At 70.4% G+C, this 15,886-nt stretch carries 13 protein-coding genes and 1 tRNA gene; 5 read left to right on the top strand and 9 right to left on the bottom strand.

Translation table 11 applies throughout. The features are described from left to right. Positions 1–59: 59 nt before the first annotated feature. The 5 genes from INT51_RS20240 to INT51_RS20220 all read right to left on the bottom strand — a co-directional run bounded on the left by INT51_RS20240 (position 60) and on the right by INT51_RS20220 (position 4,500). A tRNA-Ser gene (locus INT51_RS20240) sits at positions 60–148 on the bottom strand. A gap of 112 nt (positions 149–260) precedes the next feature. Further along, the gene (locus tag INT51_RS20235; protein WP_193107219.1) at positions 261–737 is read right to left on the bottom strand and encodes a peroxiredoxin; all 477 of its coding nucleotides are present in this window, start codon (positions 735–737) and stop codon (positions 261–263) included. A gap of 89 nt (positions 738–826) precedes the next feature. Further along, positions 827–2,590: a TrkA family potassium uptake protein gene (locus INT51_RS20230; RefSeq protein WP_193107218.1), complete on the bottom strand. Its 1,764-nt coding sequence runs from the start codon at positions 2,588–2,590 to the stop codon at positions 827–829. 218 nt (positions 2,591–2,808) lie between these two features. Beyond that, a complete protein-coding gene (locus tag INT51_RS20225) occupies positions 2,809–3,480 on the bottom strand; it encodes a DUF1801 domain-containing protein (protein WP_193107217.1) in 672 nt (223 codons plus the stop codon). A 9-nt stretch (positions 3,481–3,489) separates the two neighbouring features. After that, a complete protein-coding gene (locus INT51_RS20220) occupies positions 3,490–4,500 on the bottom strand; it encodes a LacI family DNA-binding transcriptional regulator (RefSeq protein WP_193107216.1) in 1,011 nt (336 codons plus the stop codon). Positions 4,501–4,696: 196 nt separating this feature from the next. On the opposite strand from INT51_RS20220, the gene INT51_RS20215 reads away from it, so the two are divergent. The 4 genes from INT51_RS20215 (at position 4,697) to INT51_RS20200 (ending at position 9,394) form a co-directional block, all read left to right on the top strand. Beyond that, entirely contained in the window at positions 4,697–5,719 is a 1,023-nt protein-coding gene (locus INT51_RS20215) for a zinc-binding alcohol dehydrogenase family protein (RefSeq protein WP_193107215.1), read from the top strand. An 87-nt stretch (positions 5,720–5,806) separates the two neighbouring features. Then, positions 5,807–7,243 (top strand): tagaturonate epimerase family protein, encoded by a 1,437-nt coding sequence (locus tag INT51_RS20210; RefSeq protein WP_193107214.1) that lies wholly within the window; start codon positions 5,807–5,809, stop codon positions 7,241–7,243. A 126-nt stretch (positions 7,244–7,369) separates the two neighbouring features. Further along, the gene (locus INT51_RS20205) at positions 7,370–8,293 is read left to right on the top strand and encodes a CPBP family intramembrane glutamic endopeptidase (protein ID WP_193107213.1); all 924 of its coding nucleotides are present in this window, start codon (positions 7,370–7,372) and stop codon (positions 8,291–8,293) included. Between the two features lie 84 nt (positions 8,294–8,377). Beyond that, on the top strand, positions 8,378–9,394 hold the full coding sequence (locus INT51_RS20200; RefSeq protein WP_193107212.1) for a YdcF family protein: 1,017 nt from the start codon (positions 8,378–8,380) through the stop codon (positions 9,392–9,394). A 30-nt stretch (positions 9,395–9,424) separates the two neighbouring features. Here INT51_RS20200 and INT51_RS20195 read toward each other — a convergent pair whose 3' ends face one another. The 3 genes from INT51_RS20195 to INT51_RS20185 form a co-directional block, all read right to left on the bottom strand. Next, a complete protein-coding gene (locus INT51_RS20195; protein ID WP_193107211.1) occupies positions 9,425–10,042 on the bottom strand; it encodes a biotin transporter BioY in 618 nt (205 codons plus the stop codon). A 71-nt stretch (positions 10,043–10,113) separates the two neighbouring features. Continuing rightward, positions 10,114–11,586 (bottom strand): lipase maturation factor family protein, encoded by a 1,473-nt coding sequence (locus INT51_RS20190; RefSeq protein ID WP_193107210.1) that lies wholly within the window; start codon positions 11,584–11,586, stop codon positions 10,114–10,116. Between the two features lie 72 nt (positions 11,587–11,658). After that, positions 11,659–12,369 (bottom strand): M50 family metallopeptidase, encoded by a 711-nt coding sequence (locus tag INT51_RS20185; protein ID WP_193107209.1) that lies wholly within the window; start codon positions 12,367–12,369, stop codon positions 11,659–11,661. Between the two features lie 186 nt (positions 12,370–12,555). Between INT51_RS20185 and INT51_RS20180 the strand changes: the two genes are divergently transcribed. Continuing rightward, positions 12,556–14,841, top strand: coding sequence for a family 78 glycoside hydrolase catalytic domain (locus tag INT51_RS20180; RefSeq protein ID WP_193107208.1), 2,286 nt, complete (start codon positions 12,556–12,558; stop codon positions 14,839–14,841). A 163-nt stretch (positions 14,842–15,004) separates the two neighbouring features. On the opposite strand, the gene INT51_RS20175 is transcribed toward INT51_RS20180, so the two are convergent. Beyond that, on the bottom strand, positions 15,005–15,208 hold the full coding sequence (locus INT51_RS20175; protein ID WP_193107207.1) for a cold-shock protein: 204 nt from the start codon (positions 15,206–15,208) through the stop codon (positions 15,005–15,007). Positions 15,209–15,886: the final 678 nt, after the last annotated feature.

Raw genomic sequence — 15,886 nt, 5'->3', positions numbered from 1 at the left:
CACAAAAAAACCTGAGCCGCGTCACCGTTCGTAAACGATGACGCGACTCAGGACATCGGCGGAGACGAGAGGATTTGAACCTCCGAGGCGATTTTGGTCGCCTACTCCCTTAGCAGGGGAGCGCATTCGGCCGCTCTGCCACGTCTCCTGGCGCACTGCCTGGGGCAGGGCACGCCGATACAGCATACGGGAGTGCGCGGACTGCTCCAAAGCGAGAGCGCGCAGATCACGTCACATCTGCGCATCACCGCCTGCGCTGCTCACAAGCCGAGCTTCTCCTGCAGCAGCGCGATGTGCTTCGGCGTGCCGACGCGGTACTTCACGAAGGTCAGGACCCCCTCGGCGTCGATCGCGAAGCTGGAGCGAATGGTCCCCTCGACGACCCTGCCGTACATGTTCTTCTCGCCCCACGCCCCGTAGGCCTCCATCACCCCGTGCGACTCGTCGCCGGCGAGCGTGTACGGGAGGTCCTGCTCGGCGATGAAGCGATCCAGCTCCGAGACCGCATCCGGGGAGATGCCCACGACGCGATACCCCGCATCGAGGAACATCTGGTGGTGGTCGCGCAGGTCGCAGGCCTGCCTGGTGCACAGCGAGGTGTTCGCCGCCGGGTAGAACCAGATCAGCGCAGGGGCGCCGCGCAGCTCGGTCAGGCTCACCCGGCCACCGCCGGCGATGGGCAGGTCGAAATCGGGAGCGGCGTCGCCCACGGCGAGCTTCACGGGTGCGGAAGGCATGTCTCTCCTGGAGGTGGTGCGGTCGTGCGAGGGGCTGGGGGTCGTCGTGCGGTGGGGCCGTCGCGGGGAGTGGACTCGGGGGCCCACCCTCACCGTCCACTCCTGCCGGGTCCGGCCCGGCCTCCCGGCACGGGGCGGCGACGCCGGAAGTACGTCTCCCGGAAGACCCGCTCGGCATGGCGGTCACCGAGCAGCAGCAGCTTGCCCGGGGAGGATGGGATGGATTCGGTGTCGTAGCTGAGGGTGCCGTCCTCGTCCGCCACGGCGACGATGTGGCACCCGGTGCGGCGATGCACCTCGGAGTTGCGCACGGAGCGCTTGACCAGGGAGGACGGCCGCGGAACCAGGAAGAGCTCGTTACCCTCCGCGACCAGTACGCGGTGGCTGAGCCCGGCGTGGTTCCACAGGTCGGTGGCCCCGATGGTCGCGTAGGAGAGGACGCTGTCGGCTCCTGCGCGGTAGAGCGTGGCGACGTTGCGCTCGTACGTGGCCCGTGAGACCACCTGGAGCTCAGGGCGCAGGCGGCGGCTGAACAGCGTCAGGTACACGTTCAGATCATCATCGCGCGGGGTCACCAGGACGGCGGAGGCATTGTCGAGCCCGGCCTTGCGCAGGATCCGTTGATCCGCGGCGTCCCCCTCGACGACCGAGTACTTCGCGGTGCCCTCGAGGGCGGAGTACGAGTTCTCCACCCGCCCGGGCAGCTGCTCGACGATCGTGTTGGGGACCCCCTGAGCGGTCAGCTCGCGGGACGCGGAACGACCCACCCGGCCGCCCCCGAGGATGATCACCGGATCCTCGGACTGCTCCTGGGCCTGGAACTGCTCGTCGTACGCCGCGAGTTCGTCCGGCTCGCCGGCGAGGATCAGCACCGTCGAACCGGAGATCAGCAGTTCGGGCTTCAGCGGGCGCAGGCGGCCCTTGCGCATGATCGCGAGGATGCGCACGCAGGAGCGCAGCTCGGCGATGGCCTCCCCCACGGTCATGCCCACGAGCGAGGTGCCGCGCGCAGCTGCCTCCGCGATGAAGGTGCCGCCGAAGCTGCCGATGCGGTGGACCCGGCCGGTGGAGCCGAGCACGCGACCCGCCATCTCCTGCCCCAGCACCGCGCCGAGCTCGAGGACGTGATCGCTTCCGGCCAGGGAGAGCACGTCGACGGAGACCGGTTTGCTCGCGGTCACCGCGACCGGGACATCCCCGCAGACCTGCCTGACCGTGAAGGCCACGTTCGTATTCGCGGTGTCCGACAGGGTCGAGACCACCAGGCGCGCCCGGTCGGCGCCCGCGTGGCGATAGGTCAGGGCGGAGTCGAGCGGACCGACCACGACCTGACGTCCCTGGTCGTGGAGCTGGCCGGCCTCGACCGGGTCCTCGACGACGAGGACCGCGGGGACCTGCGAACGCTCTGCCCGGGCCGCGAAGGCCTGGGTGACGGCATCAGAGCCCACCAGCAGCACGTGATCCTGCAGCTGGGCCGGCACCTTTCGAGGCGTGCGGGACGTGCGCCGACGGTCCAGCCAGGGCGTGACGATGTACTGGATGACGAAGAAGGGCAGCAGCACCAGCATGTAGACGACGCCGCTGAGCAGCACCGACAGGGAGAACAGCCGCCCGAGGTCGGAGTCGAAGGTGATGTCGCCGTACCCGAGGGTGGACATCGTGGTGATCGCCCAGTAGACGGCGCTGATCCAGGAGTGCTCCTGGTCTTCCAGGTGCATGAGCCCCTTGAACAGGGTCGCGTACCCGATCACCATCAGCGCACCGATGGCCACGATCAGTACGCCCGCCCGGGATCGCCGACGGGCGACCGGCACGCGATCAACGCGCCAGCGCGGACTCTCCGCCAGACCCATGGGGCTCCTCTCGACGACTCCCGACGACCGTCCGATATCCGTCGGTCCAGGCCCGACGGGCCACGCGGAAGCGTAGGCCCGAGCTGCCGACGGTGCCTAACGTACTCGGGGTCCACGAGACCCGAGGCACCGTGCGTCACGAGTCACCGCCGTGAGCACCCTCTCGCAGGCACCCGGCCGCCGTGGTCTCCTCGGGGCCGAGCGACGAGGCGTCAGGTTCAGCAGGCGCTGGGCTCGGTCGCCCAGGCGTGCGCAATGAGTTCGCGCAGGACGATGACGTCGATGTCTTCGAGCTTCTTGACCCATACGCAGCCCGCGCCGCGTCGGTGCTTCCCGAGGCGGTCGAGCAGCTCCTCGGAGCGCGGCAGGTTCACGAGTCCGTACAGCGCGAGGTCGCTCTTGCGCGGGCTGAACCCGACGTGGAACGTGTCGCACTCGCGGCCGGTCGCGTAGACGTAGTGGGTCTGGCCGTATCCGATCATGCTGGGCCCCCACATCGCCGCCTGCGCGCCGGTCGCGGCGCCGAACAGCTCCAGCAGCTCCCGGCCCTCGCGGCTGCGCCGGCCATCGAGCGCGGCGACGTACTGCTCCGGGTCGACGTCGGTGGCGTGGGTCGAGATGTCCTTCGCGACGACACCGGTGTTCCCGGTGGTGACGGTGGCGGAGCGCGTCCGGGGAGCCGGCGGGTTCTGCAGGGTCTGCCCGAGCTCCTCGAGAGCCGCCTGGAGGCGGCGCCCGGCGGCCGGGCCGACGCCGTGCAGCGGGGCGAGCTGTGCCCAGTCCTGCCCGGCGAGCTCGCCGAGGGTGGTCGTTCCCTGCTCGGCGAGGGCGCGGGCGGCCGGCCGGCCGACGCCGGGGATGTCTCCGAGAGGGGTGGTGAGGTCGCTCATGGGCGAAGGTTACGCGCGCACCGTGACCTTCGCCGTCGAACCGCGGGGAACGAACTGGGTGGGCAGGCCGATGTGGGCATGGGGGATGTCCTCGCCGTCGGCCCCTCTGGTCGGGCGCGCGTCGCCGTGGTGGAGCAGATCGATCGCCCCGGCGCCCATGTCGTAGCGCGGCACCCGCACCGTGCTCAGGCCCGGGGTCACGAGGGCGGAGAACTCGATGTCGTCCCACCCGATCACGCTGATCTCCCCGGGCACGTCGACGCCGAAGCTGCGCAGGCGCTCCATGAGGGCGAGCGCCATGAAGTCGTTGTAGACCAGCACGGCGGTCACCTCGGTCAGCAGCAGGGCCTCGGCCCCGTGGCGACCGCCTTCGACCGAGGGGAGGAAGGAGCCGATGTCCGTCCACTCCATACCGGCCTGCGTGCAGATCCGCTCGATCACGGTGCGGCGCACCGCGTCGGACCGGCTGATGCTCGGTCCCCCGACGTATCCGACGCGGCGATGCCCCATGCGGTGCAGGTGGCGCACGGCTGAGGGGATCCCGGGCGACGGGTCCGCGAAAACGCCCGGCAGGTCGGGGGAGACACGGTTGACCAGGCTCAGCGACGTCATGGTCGCCGCTTCTCGCAGCGACTCCTCCTCCATCCGGCTCGAGCACAGCACGATGCCGTCCACCTGCGAGGCGAGCGTGCGCACGAGGGGCAGCTCGCCCTCCGGCGACTCCCCCGCGTCAGTGATCAGCAGCTGCGCGCCCAGCTGGTGGGCGCGGGCCTGGGCGCCCTTGAGCACCGCGGGGAAGAACGGATTCTCGAGGTCCGGCACGATCACGCCGTAGACGCCGGCGCGGCCGGTGATCAGCGCACGGGCGCTGCGGTTGGGGCTGTACCCGAGCTCGGCCGCAGCGGCCAGGACCTTGTCACGGGAGGTTGCGGCGACCAGCTCGGGGCGCTGGAAGGCGCGCGAGGCGGTGGCGACCGAGACACCGGCGAATGCAGCGACGTCCTTCAGGGTCTTGGTCATCCGCCACCTCGTCGCCATCCTCTGCAACTTTTGCAGTGAGCGTGAATCCTACGGCATGGGCACTCCTTCCACGCAGGCCCTACCTATGCAATCGTTTACGATGATCCGGTGGGTCCGCGGCACAGTGCACGGTGCGGCGACGCGCTCAGAACGGCGGACCTCGGACAGTGCACAGACCAGAGCCCAGAGGAGCGCCATGAGAGCACTGCAGGTGACGACGCCGGGCACCGCCCAGGTCACCGAGATCCCCGCGCCGCGGCCGGCGCCCGGGGAGGCGCTGCTGCGCGTCCGCTACGCCGGGATCTGCGGCTCGGACATCCAGACCTTCCGCGGCACCCAGCCCTTCACCACGTACCCGCGCATTCCCGGCCATGAGTTCTCCGCCGAGATCATCGAGATCCACGGCGAGGGCGCCGGCTTCGCGATCGGCGACGTGGTCACCGGCGTGCCCTACTTCCAGGACGGCACCTGCTACTCGTGCCGCCGCGGTCTGATCAATGCCTGCGTCCACAACGAGACGATGGGCGTGCATCGCGACGGGGCGTTCCAGGAGCTGCTGACCATGCCGCTGGACCGCCTCCACCGGGCCGAAGGCGTGGATCCTCGCGATCTCGCCCTGGTCGAGCCGTTCTCGATCGGCTACCACGCGGTGCTGCGCGCCGAGGTCGGTGAGAGCGAGAAGGTGCTGGTCCTGGGTGCCGGCGCGATCGGTCTGCTGACGATGCTCTCCGCGCAGACCCGCGGGGCACAGGTGTGGATCGCCGACGTCGTCGCCTCCCGTCTCGAGCTCGCCGCGCAGCTCGGCGCCGCCGGCACCATCGACCTCTCCTCGACCACCATCGCGGACGTGGTCACCTCGGCGACCGACGGAGACGGCTTCGACGTGGTCTGCGAGGCGACCGGCCTGCCGATCTCCTTCACGAACGCGATCGAGGCCGCGGCCGTCGGGGCCCGTCTGGTGCTGATCGGCAACGGGACCGCGGAGGTCACGTTCAACCAGTCGATCCTCATCAAGAAGGAGCTGACCGTGCTCGGCTCCCGCAACAGCAGGGACGTCTTTCCGACGCTCATCGAGCTGCTCGAGACCGGCCAGGTCGATGTCTCCGCGATCCGCACCCGCATCGTGCCCTTCGCCGAGGCCCAGGGCGCCCTCGAGGCCGCTGCCGCCGGCTCGAGGGATGACGTCAAGGTGCTCCTCGAGTTCCCGCCGGCCCCCTGACCATGGCGTGCGGCGTCTCCGGCGCCGGGCGCGCGACCGCCCCACTCCCACCTCCCGCACCATCCACCCCACCGATCGGAGTACCCCATGACCCTGCGCACCGATTCCCTCGAGGCGAGCATCCGCTACGAGGGACCCACCCGCTCCCTGCAGTTGACCACGACCGCCGCCGACGGCCTCGCGGCCTTCGAGGGCCAGGCCTCTGCCGCCGGTGACGGCCACGTGCTGACCGGCCCGCTGTCCACCGCCAATGCGAAGGCCCTGCAGGCGGCGTTCCCCACCCTGCGCCCCCAGCTGATCGGCGGCCACCGCACCTCCGTCGGCACCGGTGACCGCACCGGGCTCGCGACCCCCGGCCAGGCCCGTGCCTTCGGCGCCCAGGGCAGCGGCGTCATGCCGGTCCTCGCCCAGCAGTCGATCCGCGAGATGGATCGCCTCGGACGCACCGCTCAGGAAGTCATGGACGACACCGTCTTCGGACTGGTCGAAGCCGGCTGGGACAGCGGCTTCGGCGCCGACTGCGACCACATCAAGACCACCGAGGGCATCGACCGCGGCCTCGAAGCCGGCTTCGTGATGTTCACCCTGGATCCGGGCGACATGGTCGCCGACGTCACCGGCGGGGTCACCGAGGCCGACGCCGAGACCCTGCCCTGGGACCAGCTCGAGGACACCCTCGAGGACGCGAAGAAGCGCTACGTGGGGATGACGCTGGACGTCGGCCATTCGCAGGTCGAGGTCACCGAGCAGGACGTGCTCACCGCCGTGGTGAAGTACGGCCGCGCGGTGGTGGAGTCGATGTGCCTGTACCGCCACGCCACCGAGAACGCGACGCAGGAGATCGAGATCGAGTTCGCGGTCGATGAGACGAAGTGGCTGACCACCTTCTTCGAGCACTACTACCTGGCTTCCGAGCTCACACGTCTCGGCGCCTCCTGGTTCAGCTTCGCCCCGCGCTACGTCGACGGTTTCGAGAAGGGCCTGGACTTCCTCGGCGACACCGAGGAGCTGCGCCTGAACCTCGAGGCGCACCACGCGATCTCCGAGCAGTTCGGCGGCTACAAGATCTCCCTGCACTCGGGCTCGGACAAGTTCTCGATCTACCCGCTGTGCGTCGAGGCGACCCAGGGCCTGGTGCACCTGAAGACCTCCGGCACCAGCTACCTGTGCGGCGTCGAGGTCGTGGCCGCCCACGACCCGGAGCTGTTCGCCTCGATCTGGGACATCTCCCGCGCCTCCTACGTGAAGGCCCGCGCGAGCTATCAGGTCTCCGCCCATGAGGATCGCACCCCCACCTCGCTGGCCGGAGTCGACCTGGTGGACCTGATCCGTTCAGCCGACGCCCGCCAGATCCTGCACGTCGGCTACGGCGACTCGCTCGGCGGCACCGACGCCTCGGGCGCCTCGATCCACGATCGTTTCCTCGCGGTGGTGGCGGCGCACCAGGCCGAGCACACGGACGTCGTCGCCGCCCACATCGGTCAGCACCTCGCCCCGTTCGCCGCGGGTCCCGCCGGGCACTGAGTCCGCACGGTCGCGTCCGACGGCCGGCCCGAGCTCCGGCACGGGCCGGCTGCAGCGCACCGTGAAGAGGGATCACGCCCTAAAAGTGCGTGAACAGTCCGGCGCCCATCGGGAAGAATGGTCTCCATGGACCCGACGTCCACCCGGACTCCCGCCCTGCCTGCGCCACTTTCTCCTACCGACACCCCTCGCTGGGTGCTCCCAGCGCTCCTACCCCTGACCGCCGTCGTCACGATCTACGCGGTCCTGGACCGGGGGGCGATGAGCGCGGTGCTGACGAGCCTCGGCGATGCCTCCCTCTGGGGCGCGACGCTGGTCGCGGGGCTGCTGGTCATGGTCCTCGTCGCCGTCGTCGTCGTCGGCCGAACATCGGCCATCACCCGCCGCGAGCTGGTCGCGGCCACTGCCGTGGCGGCCGGATTCGTCATGCTGACCTCCGTATCCGGACGCCTGCTGACCCTGCCGCTCCTGGCGGAACTCGAGAAGAACTGGCAGGGCAAGATCCTGGACCTGTTGTGGGTCGCGGTCCTCTTCGCCGTGCTGCATCGGTGGGCCCGCACGGAGACGGGGCTGCGCCTGCGCCTCGAGAAGGGCTCCGCACGACCGGCTCTGACGGTGGTGCTCGGGGTGCTCGCGCTGTTCATAGGCCTCGGCATGCTGGCCGTCGCCACCGGTGAAGGTGCTGATCGCCCCGTCGGCCCCGAGCAGCTGCTCTGGGACGCGACCCTTCCCAACCTCACGGAGGAACTGATCTGGCGCGGGGCGATGCTCGCCGTGCTCGATCGTGCGTTTCCACCCAGCAGACGGCTGCTCGGTGCGCACATGGGGTGGGGCGCTGTCATCACGGCCATGGTGTTCGGGCTGGGACATACGATCCTGCTGGGGGCCGACGGATCGTGGTCGCTCAGCGTGGCCGGAGGAGTGTTCGCCCTCGCGATGGGTCTGGCGTTCGCCTGGATCCGTTCTCGCACCGGAAGCATCTGGCCGGCGTTCGCCCTGCACTGCGCCCCGGAGCTCGGCGCGGACCTCGGAGTGATCCTCGGGACCTGATCCGGCTGACAGGGTGCTCCCCTGCCCGACGCGGGGCCCCCGGGTGCCAGGATGGGCCCTCACGGACGTCAGAAGGAGACTGGGATGCTGAGTGCGATGGTCGGGACCGCTTTCTGGTGGGCGGTGTACCTGCTGGTGTTCCGGCAGGATCGACGGCGCGTACGCAACGGGGTGCTGCTGCTGATCGCCCTGCACTCGGGGATCTCGCTGCTGGCGAACCTGGTCTCCACGACCCTGCCGCTGGGTGACCTCATGGTGCTGGCCGCCGGGGCTGTGGCACTGCTCGGGATCCTCGCCCTGGGCATCTTCATGGTCTCCAACGGCCTGACGATGGTTCGCAAGGAGGGCCGCTCCCTGGGAAATCTGCTCTCCGGGTTCGCCGGTCTGGCGCTGCTGGCAGCGCCGGTGGCCGCCGTGGCACTGGTCCTGACGCTGACCCCGTTCGGGATCGGGGCCGGAGCGCTGCTGGGGCTGGTCTCGCTGCACGTCGGCATCGCGTTCCTGGTGTTCCTGTGCGCCTCGGTGCCCTATCAGCTGTTCCCGAAGCAGCTGGACACCTCAGGGATCATCATCCATGGCTCCGGTCTGATCGACGGGCAGGTCCCGAAGCTGCTGCGCAGCCGGCTGGATCGCGGCGTCGCCGAGCGCGAGCGGCTGCTGAGCGCCGGGATCGATCCGCTGCTGGTGCCCTCCGGCGGCAAGGGCGAGGACGAGCCCCGCGCCGAGGGCGCCGCGATGGCCGAGTACCTGCTGAAGGACGCGGAGGTCCCGGCCGATCGCGTCCATGCGGAGACAGAGTCCCGCACCACCGAGGAGAACCTGGTCCTCTCTCACCGGATCCTCGACGAGGCCGGCCATCAGGGCCCTTACGTCGTCTCGACCAGCCGCTATCACGCGTTCCGGGCGGCGCTGCTGGCCCGCAGGCTCGGATACGCCGATGAGGCCATCGGCGGGCCGACTGCGTTCTACTACGTCCCCAGCGCGACGCTGCGCGAGTTCCTCGCGGTCATGTCGTACCGCAAGGTGTGGCTGACGGTGCTCTTCCTGCCCTCGCTCGCGATCGTCGCTCTGCTGGTCAGAGCCGTGACCCTGGCCGCCTGAGGCAGAGCGGGACGCGAGGCTCCTGCAGGGTCAGCCGCGCTCGTCGAGCGCGCGCACACCCTTCCAGGCCGCGGGGATCAGGACCGCGGCGATCGCGGCCTTGACCAGGCCGCCGACGATGAACGGCCACACCCCTGCGGCGAGGATGCCGCCGAGCCCGAGCTCTGCGCCCATCACGGCGTTGAGGATCATCGCGAGGTACGGCACCCCGAACAGGAACGGGACCGCGCTCGCGGCGACGAAACCGATCAGGGCCAGCACCGGCTTGCGGTCCCAGGCGCGCTCGGCGAACCAGCCGGCCACGAAGGCGGCGGGGACGAAGCCGAGGATGAACCCGAAGCTCGGGGAGAGCGCGGCAGCAGGCCCACCGGCGAACTCCGCGAAGATCGGGGCGCCGGCGAGGCCGACGAGCAGGTAGGTGAGCATCGCGGCGGCGCCGCGGCGGGAGCCGAGGGCCGCACCCACCAGGATCACGCCGAGGGTCTGCCCGGTGATCGGCACGAGCGGCAGAGGAATGGTGATCTGCGCGAGCACGGCGACCACGGCGGTGCCGGCCAGCACCAGGCCCGCATCCTGGAGGCGAGTGCGGTGCGGGGCCAGGGCGTCGGCCAGGACGGGACGGCGGGCCGGGAGGGCGAGCGCAGACATAGGACTCCTCGGAGGGAACGAGCGGGGAAGGGGACAGCGTAGGTCAGCCTACGCACCTGCGGCGCCGGCGTTCAGATCCGGGCGATCACGCCGAGATCGGTGCGCACCCACCAGGTGCCGCTCTCCCGCCGTTCCTGGCCGGTGGCGTACCGGTATTCGTAGTAGGTGACCCGGATCGCGGTGGGCGGGGCGCCGCCGAACGGGTCGCTGCGCAGGAGGCGCCGGATCCCCGGGTCGCCCTCGCGCAGCTTCTCCAGCAGCGCGACGAACCAGTCCTCGGCGCCGGGCCGCAGGGCGAGGAACCACATCTGCCAGTCCAGACGCAGGTGGTACGGGGCGAACTGCCGGGAGCGGCGGCGCACGTCGCCGGGCTTGCCCTTGAACTCGTAGGGCCGCCAGGCTGCGTCGTCGGCCGCGGCAGGATCGGGATCCACGGTGCCTTCGAGGACCACCTCGAAGCGACGGGTGGTCATCGAGCCGAAGGCCCCGTAGGCGTTGACGAGGTGGAAGCGGTTGAAGCTCGCGTTCATCAGCTGATCGGAGGAGAAGAGGTTCCTCAGAGGCTGCCGGCTCAAGGCCACGAGGAACGCGACCACGGCGAGGATCAGCAGGTGCCACCACACCGGCGAGGCATCGGCGGCGCCCGGGGCGGGGAGGTTCTGCCAGCCCCAGCCGGGCCAGGGACCGCCCACGATCCAGCGCAGGAAGGAGTCGCTGATCGCGGAGAAGGCGATGATGATCGTCAGCCAGTTCAGCCACGCGTAGTTCCCGGTGACCACGAGGAACAGCTGGGTGAGGATCACCAGCAGGGCCCCGACGGAGGCGAGCGGCTGCGGCAGCAGGACCAGCCAGATCGCCCCGAGCTGCACGCCGTGGCTGCCGAGCACCTCCAGCCGGTGCCACCAGTGCGGCCCCTGGTGCGCGAGCCGGCTCAGCGGGCCGGGCATCGGTTGGGTCTGGTGGTGATGGTCCATCGCCGTGAGATCGCGCCAGGAGCGGTCGCCGCGCATCTTGATCATCCCGGCCCCGAATTCGAGGCGCACCAGCATCCAGCGCAGGAACCACAGGATCAGCAGCGGCGGTGCGACCTCGTGCGCGCCGAGGAAGCCCACCAGGAACCCGCACTCCAGCAGCATCGACTCCCAGCCGAAGCCGTAGAACGTGCGGCCCACGGAATGGATCGAGAGGTACAGACCCCACATCGCCAGGAACACCGGGATCGTGATCCAGCCCGGACCCAGCTGCGCCACGCCGAGCACGACCGATGCCCCGAGCACCATGCCCACCAGGCACATCCCTCGCAGCAGACGATCGCTGTACGGGGTCAGCCGCCAGTGGAACAGGCTGGGGCGGCGGCGCGAGGCGGGGCGGGCGAGGTACTCAGGGGCCGGCAGCAGGCCCCGCTCCCCGAGCAGCGCCGGGAACTGGTGGAACGTGGAGAGGAAGGCGATCACGAACACGACGGCGACGCCGCGCAGGATGACCTCGCGGGCGATCGTGTAGTCGTGCGCGTCCAACAGCGCGAGCAGGCTCGTCCAGTCCATCGCGGTCACCTCCGAGGGTCACGGATGCCACGAGTCTGGACCACGCTGCACGCTGCGTCAGCACCTGCCGCGTCAGAGCAGGTGCGGGGCGAGCGCCGTCCACGCCCACCAGCTGCTCGCCGCGAGCACGAGGACGAAGCTGAGGTTCCACATCCACCCCGGCAGCGGCGTCAGCTGGGCGAGCTGGGCCGGATCGTCGGAGCGCCCGCCGCCGCTGATCACCGCGCCCAGGTGCCTCCAGGCTCCGAGCAGCAGGAACACGCCCGCTCCGAGGGTGATCAGGGCGTTCAGGGCCGGGCTCCCCCACCACCACACGGCGCCGACTCCCGCGGCAGTGGCGAGCACCGCCAGGAGCGTGTGGCCCGAGCGGGTGAAGATCAGGGACACGATCAGCACCACCAGCGCCGCGAACAAGGTGGTGCGCGCCCAGCCGTGCAGCGCGACCTGGATCAGCACGGCGCCCAGGATCGCCGGGGCGGGATAGCCGGCCCAGGTGGAGGCGATCCGCCCGAATCCGCGGCGGGGGCCGACGGTCACCGCATGGCCGGACATGTCGGCGCTGACCACGAACCCGGTGAAGCGGCGGCCCATGACGATGCCGATGAAGGCATGGCCCAGCTCATGCACGATGGTCACCGCGAGGCGCGCCGCACGCCACAGCGGCGGCAGCAGCACGACCACCAGCGCGGCGGCGAGAGCGAGCAGCACCCACGCCCCGGCGTCGGGGGCAGTGGTGGGCGCGACGCGTTCCCAGACTGCGCGGCCGAGGTTCTGCAGATCCATGGAGTCATGGTGACAGCAGGGACCTGAGGTGAGCTGTGAACCCGGTCGTTTCCCCCGGAGGCGCGACGCCGGCGCGACGTTCGGCAGGTCGCGACCGGGAACGGACCTTCCCGCAAGGCGACCCGCACCGTGCCAGACTGACCCGACCGTTCGATGACGACCGACCGAAGGCCAGGTGGCCCGCAGATGCCCGATATCGACCCCGCGCTCGCTCGCTGGATCACCGCCCCCGGCGCGGATCCGCAGAATCCCCTTCTGCGCACGACCTTCGATCTGCCGGCGCCGCCGACGTCCGCCCGACTGCTGGTGACCGGGCTCGGAGCCTTCCGTGCCTACGTCAACGGCGCGCCCTATCGCTCCTCACGCCTGGATCCGGGCCTCACCGATGCGCGCCACCGGGTGCTGGTGTGCGAGGCGGACGTCTCCGCGCTGCTCTCGTCGGGCACCAACGTGCTGGGCATCTCGCTCGGGCGCGGCTTCCACGACATGTCCACGCCGAACGTCTGGCGCTGGGAGCAGGCCCCGTGGCGCGGTCCGGTGCGCGCCTGGGCGCAGCTGCGGATCGAACTGGCCGACGGGTCATCCCGTGCCATCGCCACGGGAGAGGGCTGGCGGACCGCTCCCGGCCCCATCTCCTTCGACTCGATGTACGAGGGCGAGGTGTACGAGGGCGGCCCCGATCCCGAGGCGTGGCTGCGCCCGGAGTTCGACGACTCCTCCTGGCAGGACGTTCTCGTGGACCGCGCCGGCACCGGCTCCCGCCGCGGCACCGCCGCTCCCCTCGCGCGGATGCAGCTCCAGGTCCAGGAGCCGGTCGTGGTCACCGCGGAGCTCACGCCGCAGGTCGTCTCCCGCGCCGGTGGGCGCATCGTGCTGGACATGGGGCGCGTGATCGCCGGCTGGTGCCGGTACGAGCTGAGCGGTGGGACACCGCTGGAGTTCTCCGCGGTCCACGGCGAGAAGCTGCACTCCGACGGCCGCGTCGACGCCGACAACGAGCACATCCACGCGCCGCGTTTCCAGCAGGACCTGGTGCACCTGGAGCCGACGGCGCCATCCTTCGAACCGCAGTTCAGCTACAAGGGCTTCCGCTACGTCCAGCTCGAAGCCCGCCGCGGGAGCCTCGAGGACCTGAGCGTCACCGGCCTGCTGGCCCACGCCGACCTCGCGGTGGCGAGCACACTGACCAGCTCCGACGAGTACCTCGAGCGCTTCGACGCAGCGATGCGTGCCTCGCTCGCGAACAACATGCATCACGTCCCCACCGACACCCCGATGCACGAGAAGAACGGCTGGACCGGGGACGCGCTGACCGGGCTGGCCGCCATGGTCGCGAGCTTCGACATGCACCGGATGCTGCGCAAATGGGTGGCGGACCAGGTCGACGGGCAGCGCCCCGACGGGTCCCTGTCGGTGATCTCCCCGAACCCCGGCTGGGGCTACCAGGAGCTCTCGCCGGCTCCGGAGTGGACCACCCTGCTGCCGGTTCTGCTGGACGAGCTCGCCACCGAGTACGGCGACGTGGATGTGGTCGGCGAGCACGGGGCGGCCGCCGCTGCCTACCTCGCCTACGAGCTCTCCCGACGGGACCAGGACGGGCTGATCTCGGGCGTGCTCGGCGACTACCTCACCCCGGGCAGTCCCGGCCCGGCCCCGGAGGACAAGCGGCTCACGGCCACCGTGTTCGTCGCCCGCGGGCTGCGGGCCCTGGCGCATGCCTCGGAGCTCGCGGGGGTCGATGCGGAGTCGAGCATCGGGGACCCCTGGATCTCCCGCGGTATCGCGATCGACGGGGTGCCCTCCCCCGCTCAGCTGCGCACGGACGCCGCCGCGCTCGAGACTGCGGTCAACACCGTCTTCCTCGACCGCGCGCGCGGCGTGTACCGCGACCCGGGCTCCGCGCAGTACCGGCAGACCAGCAACCTGGTGCCGCTCGCCGTCGGGATCGTGCCGACGGACCAGGTGGAGGCCGTGGTCCGGCATCTGGTCGAGGACATCGAGGAGCGCGGTGACCATCACGACTGCGGACACATCGGGGTGCGGTATCTGCTGCCGGTGCTCTCGGCGCACGGGCACGGCGCGCTCGCCCTGCGGGTCCTGTCGAACCCGACGGCGCCGGGATGGCGTGCCTGGCTGGACGCCGGGAACTCCACGTTCATGGAGATGTGGCACGAGCCCCGCTCGTGCTCCCACTACTTCATGGGCACCCCGTCGACCTGGATCCATGAACACGTGGCCGGGCTGCGGCGCGGGGCAGACGGCTGGCAGGAGTTCCTGGTCGCCCCGGATCCGGACGTCCTCGTCGGCCGCATCGAGCTGACCCGCCGTACGACCTACGGCGAGATCGTGATCGACGTCGATCGGGAGTCCTCCACTCTCACCCTCGAGGTGCCGGCGGGGACTCGTGCACGCGTGGTCCTGCCGGGCATCGAGCAGGTCCTGGAGGCCGGGCTGCACTCGGTGGCCTGGTGACCTGACCACCCAGCGTTCCGGAGTCCCGGCTCCGGCGCCCCACCAAAGACGGCGCCCGCCGGTTCCGGCCAGAAGCCGGACCCGACGGGCGTCGCGGTCATGACCGGGATCCGCGAGGCAGACCCGCCGGTCTCATGGTCGATCAGAGGATCGACCGGTGCGCTCAGAGGGCGCGGATGTTCACTGCCTGCATGCCCTTGGGGCCCTGCTCGGTCTCGAACTCCACGCGCTGGTTCTCCTCGAGGTCGCGGCGGCCGGTGCCGGCGATCGCGCTGAAGTGTGCGAACACATCGGCGGAGCCGTCCTCGGGGGCGATGAAGCCGTAGCCCTTGTCGGAGTTGAACCAGGTGACGATGCCAGTAGCCATGGCGATATTCCTTCGTTGTCGTGAACCACTTTCGTGGCCCGGGTATCCGTGGCGACGGCGCCGCCCCGGATGGGTTACTCCCCTGGCGTCACGGCGACCGATGCGGTCACCGCTGCCGTGATGGGGAGCGGGTGCGGCCACTAAGGCCGCCTGAGCCGCGGCCAGCGACATGAAGTCGCCGATGCGGCCGGCAAGGGGCCCGAAGGCCGTGTGGACCGGTGCGTCAGCGACAGAGCTGACGACGTGACCGGCGAACTCTCCGGCGAGCGTGGCGACGAAGACGTCGTCATCGGCTCGGAGCCAGGAGAAGGTGGGGTGCGCTGCAACGGCCTGGGTGGCGGCCATCGGCGACGGAGCAAGAGGTGACGTGGGGACGTCGACGTACGTGGGCAGTGCGGAGGAGGTGATGTAGAACCAATTTCGTAGATAGTGCGGCGCGACCGTCGTCGGCCGCCTCCCAGGGAGGCATCCAGCGCCGTGCGGTCCTTCGCCCTCCAGCACCCGATCCCCGCGACCCGGAGGTGCGGCGCGTACTGCCCTCACCGCGAGGCGAGGTCGTGCGAACAACTGTGAGGAGACTACGTCATCCGCGGGACCGCTGGTGACGCGATGTGATCCACCGAACGACCACATCGGCCCCGGCACCCCTCTTTCCACGCTCCCACCTGCACATCCAAA

This window comes from Brachybacterium sp. FME24, from assembly GCF_014897705.1.
Classification (GTDB): domain Bacteria; phylum Actinomycetota; class Actinomycetes; order Actinomycetales; family Dermabacteraceae; genus Brachybacterium.
Note: the sequence above shows the minus strand (reverse complement) of the source record. Positions and strands in the feature narration are given on the sequence as shown.

What these genes read in the sequence shown, in the direction of transcription:
- INT51_RS20180 (WP_193107208.1), top strand. Translation starts at nt 12,556, where the DNA reads ATGCCCGATATCGACCCCGCGCTCGCTCGCTGGATCACCGCCCCCGGC.
- INT51_RS20215 (WP_193107215.1), top strand. Translation starts at nt 4,697, where the DNA reads ATGAGAGCACTGCAGGTGACGACGCCGGGCACCGCCCAGGTCACCGAG.
- INT51_RS20175 (WP_193107207.1), bottom strand. Translation starts at nt 15,208, where the DNA reads ATGGCTACTGGCATCGTCACCTGGTTCAACTCCGACAAGGGCTACGGC.
- INT51_RS20230 (WP_193107218.1), bottom strand. Translation starts at nt 2,590, where the DNA reads ATGGGTCTGGCGGAGAGTCCGCGCTGGCGCGTTGATCGCGTGCCGGTC.
- INT51_RS20190 (WP_193107210.1), bottom strand. Translation starts at nt 11,586, where the DNA reads ATGGACTGGACGAGCCTGCTCGCGCTGTTGGACGCGCACGACTACACG.
- INT51_RS20225 (WP_193107217.1), bottom strand. Translation starts at nt 3,480, where the DNA reads ATGAGCGACCTCACCACCCCTCTCGGAGACATCCCCGGCGTCGGCCGG.
- INT51_RS20220 (WP_193107216.1), bottom strand. Translation starts at nt 4,500, where the DNA reads ATGACCAAGACCCTGAAGGACGTCGCTGCATTCGCCGGTGTCTCGGTC.
- INT51_RS20195 (WP_193107211.1), bottom strand. Translation starts at nt 10,042, where the DNA reads ATGTCTGCGCTCGCCCTCCCGGCCCGCCGTCCCGTCCTGGCCGACGCC.
- INT51_RS20205 (WP_193107213.1), top strand. Translation starts at nt 7,370, where the DNA reads ATGGACCCGACGTCCACCCGGACTCCCGCCCTGCCTGCGCCACTTTCT.
- INT51_RS20200 (WP_193107212.1), top strand. Translation starts at nt 8,378, where the DNA reads ATGCTGAGTGCGATGGTCGGGACCGCTTTCTGGTGGGCGGTGTACCTG.
- INT51_RS20185 (WP_193107209.1), bottom strand. Translation starts at nt 12,369, where the DNA reads ATGGATCTGCAGAACCTCGGCCGCGCAGTCTGGGAACGCGTCGCGCCC.
- INT51_RS20235 (WP_193107219.1), bottom strand. Translation starts at nt 737, where the DNA reads ATGCCTTCCGCACCCGTGAAGCTCGCCGTGGGCGACGCCGCTCCCGAT.
- INT51_RS20210 (WP_193107214.1), top strand. Translation starts at nt 5,807, where the DNA reads ATGACCCTGCGCACCGATTCCCTCGAGGCGAGCATCCGCTACGAGGGA.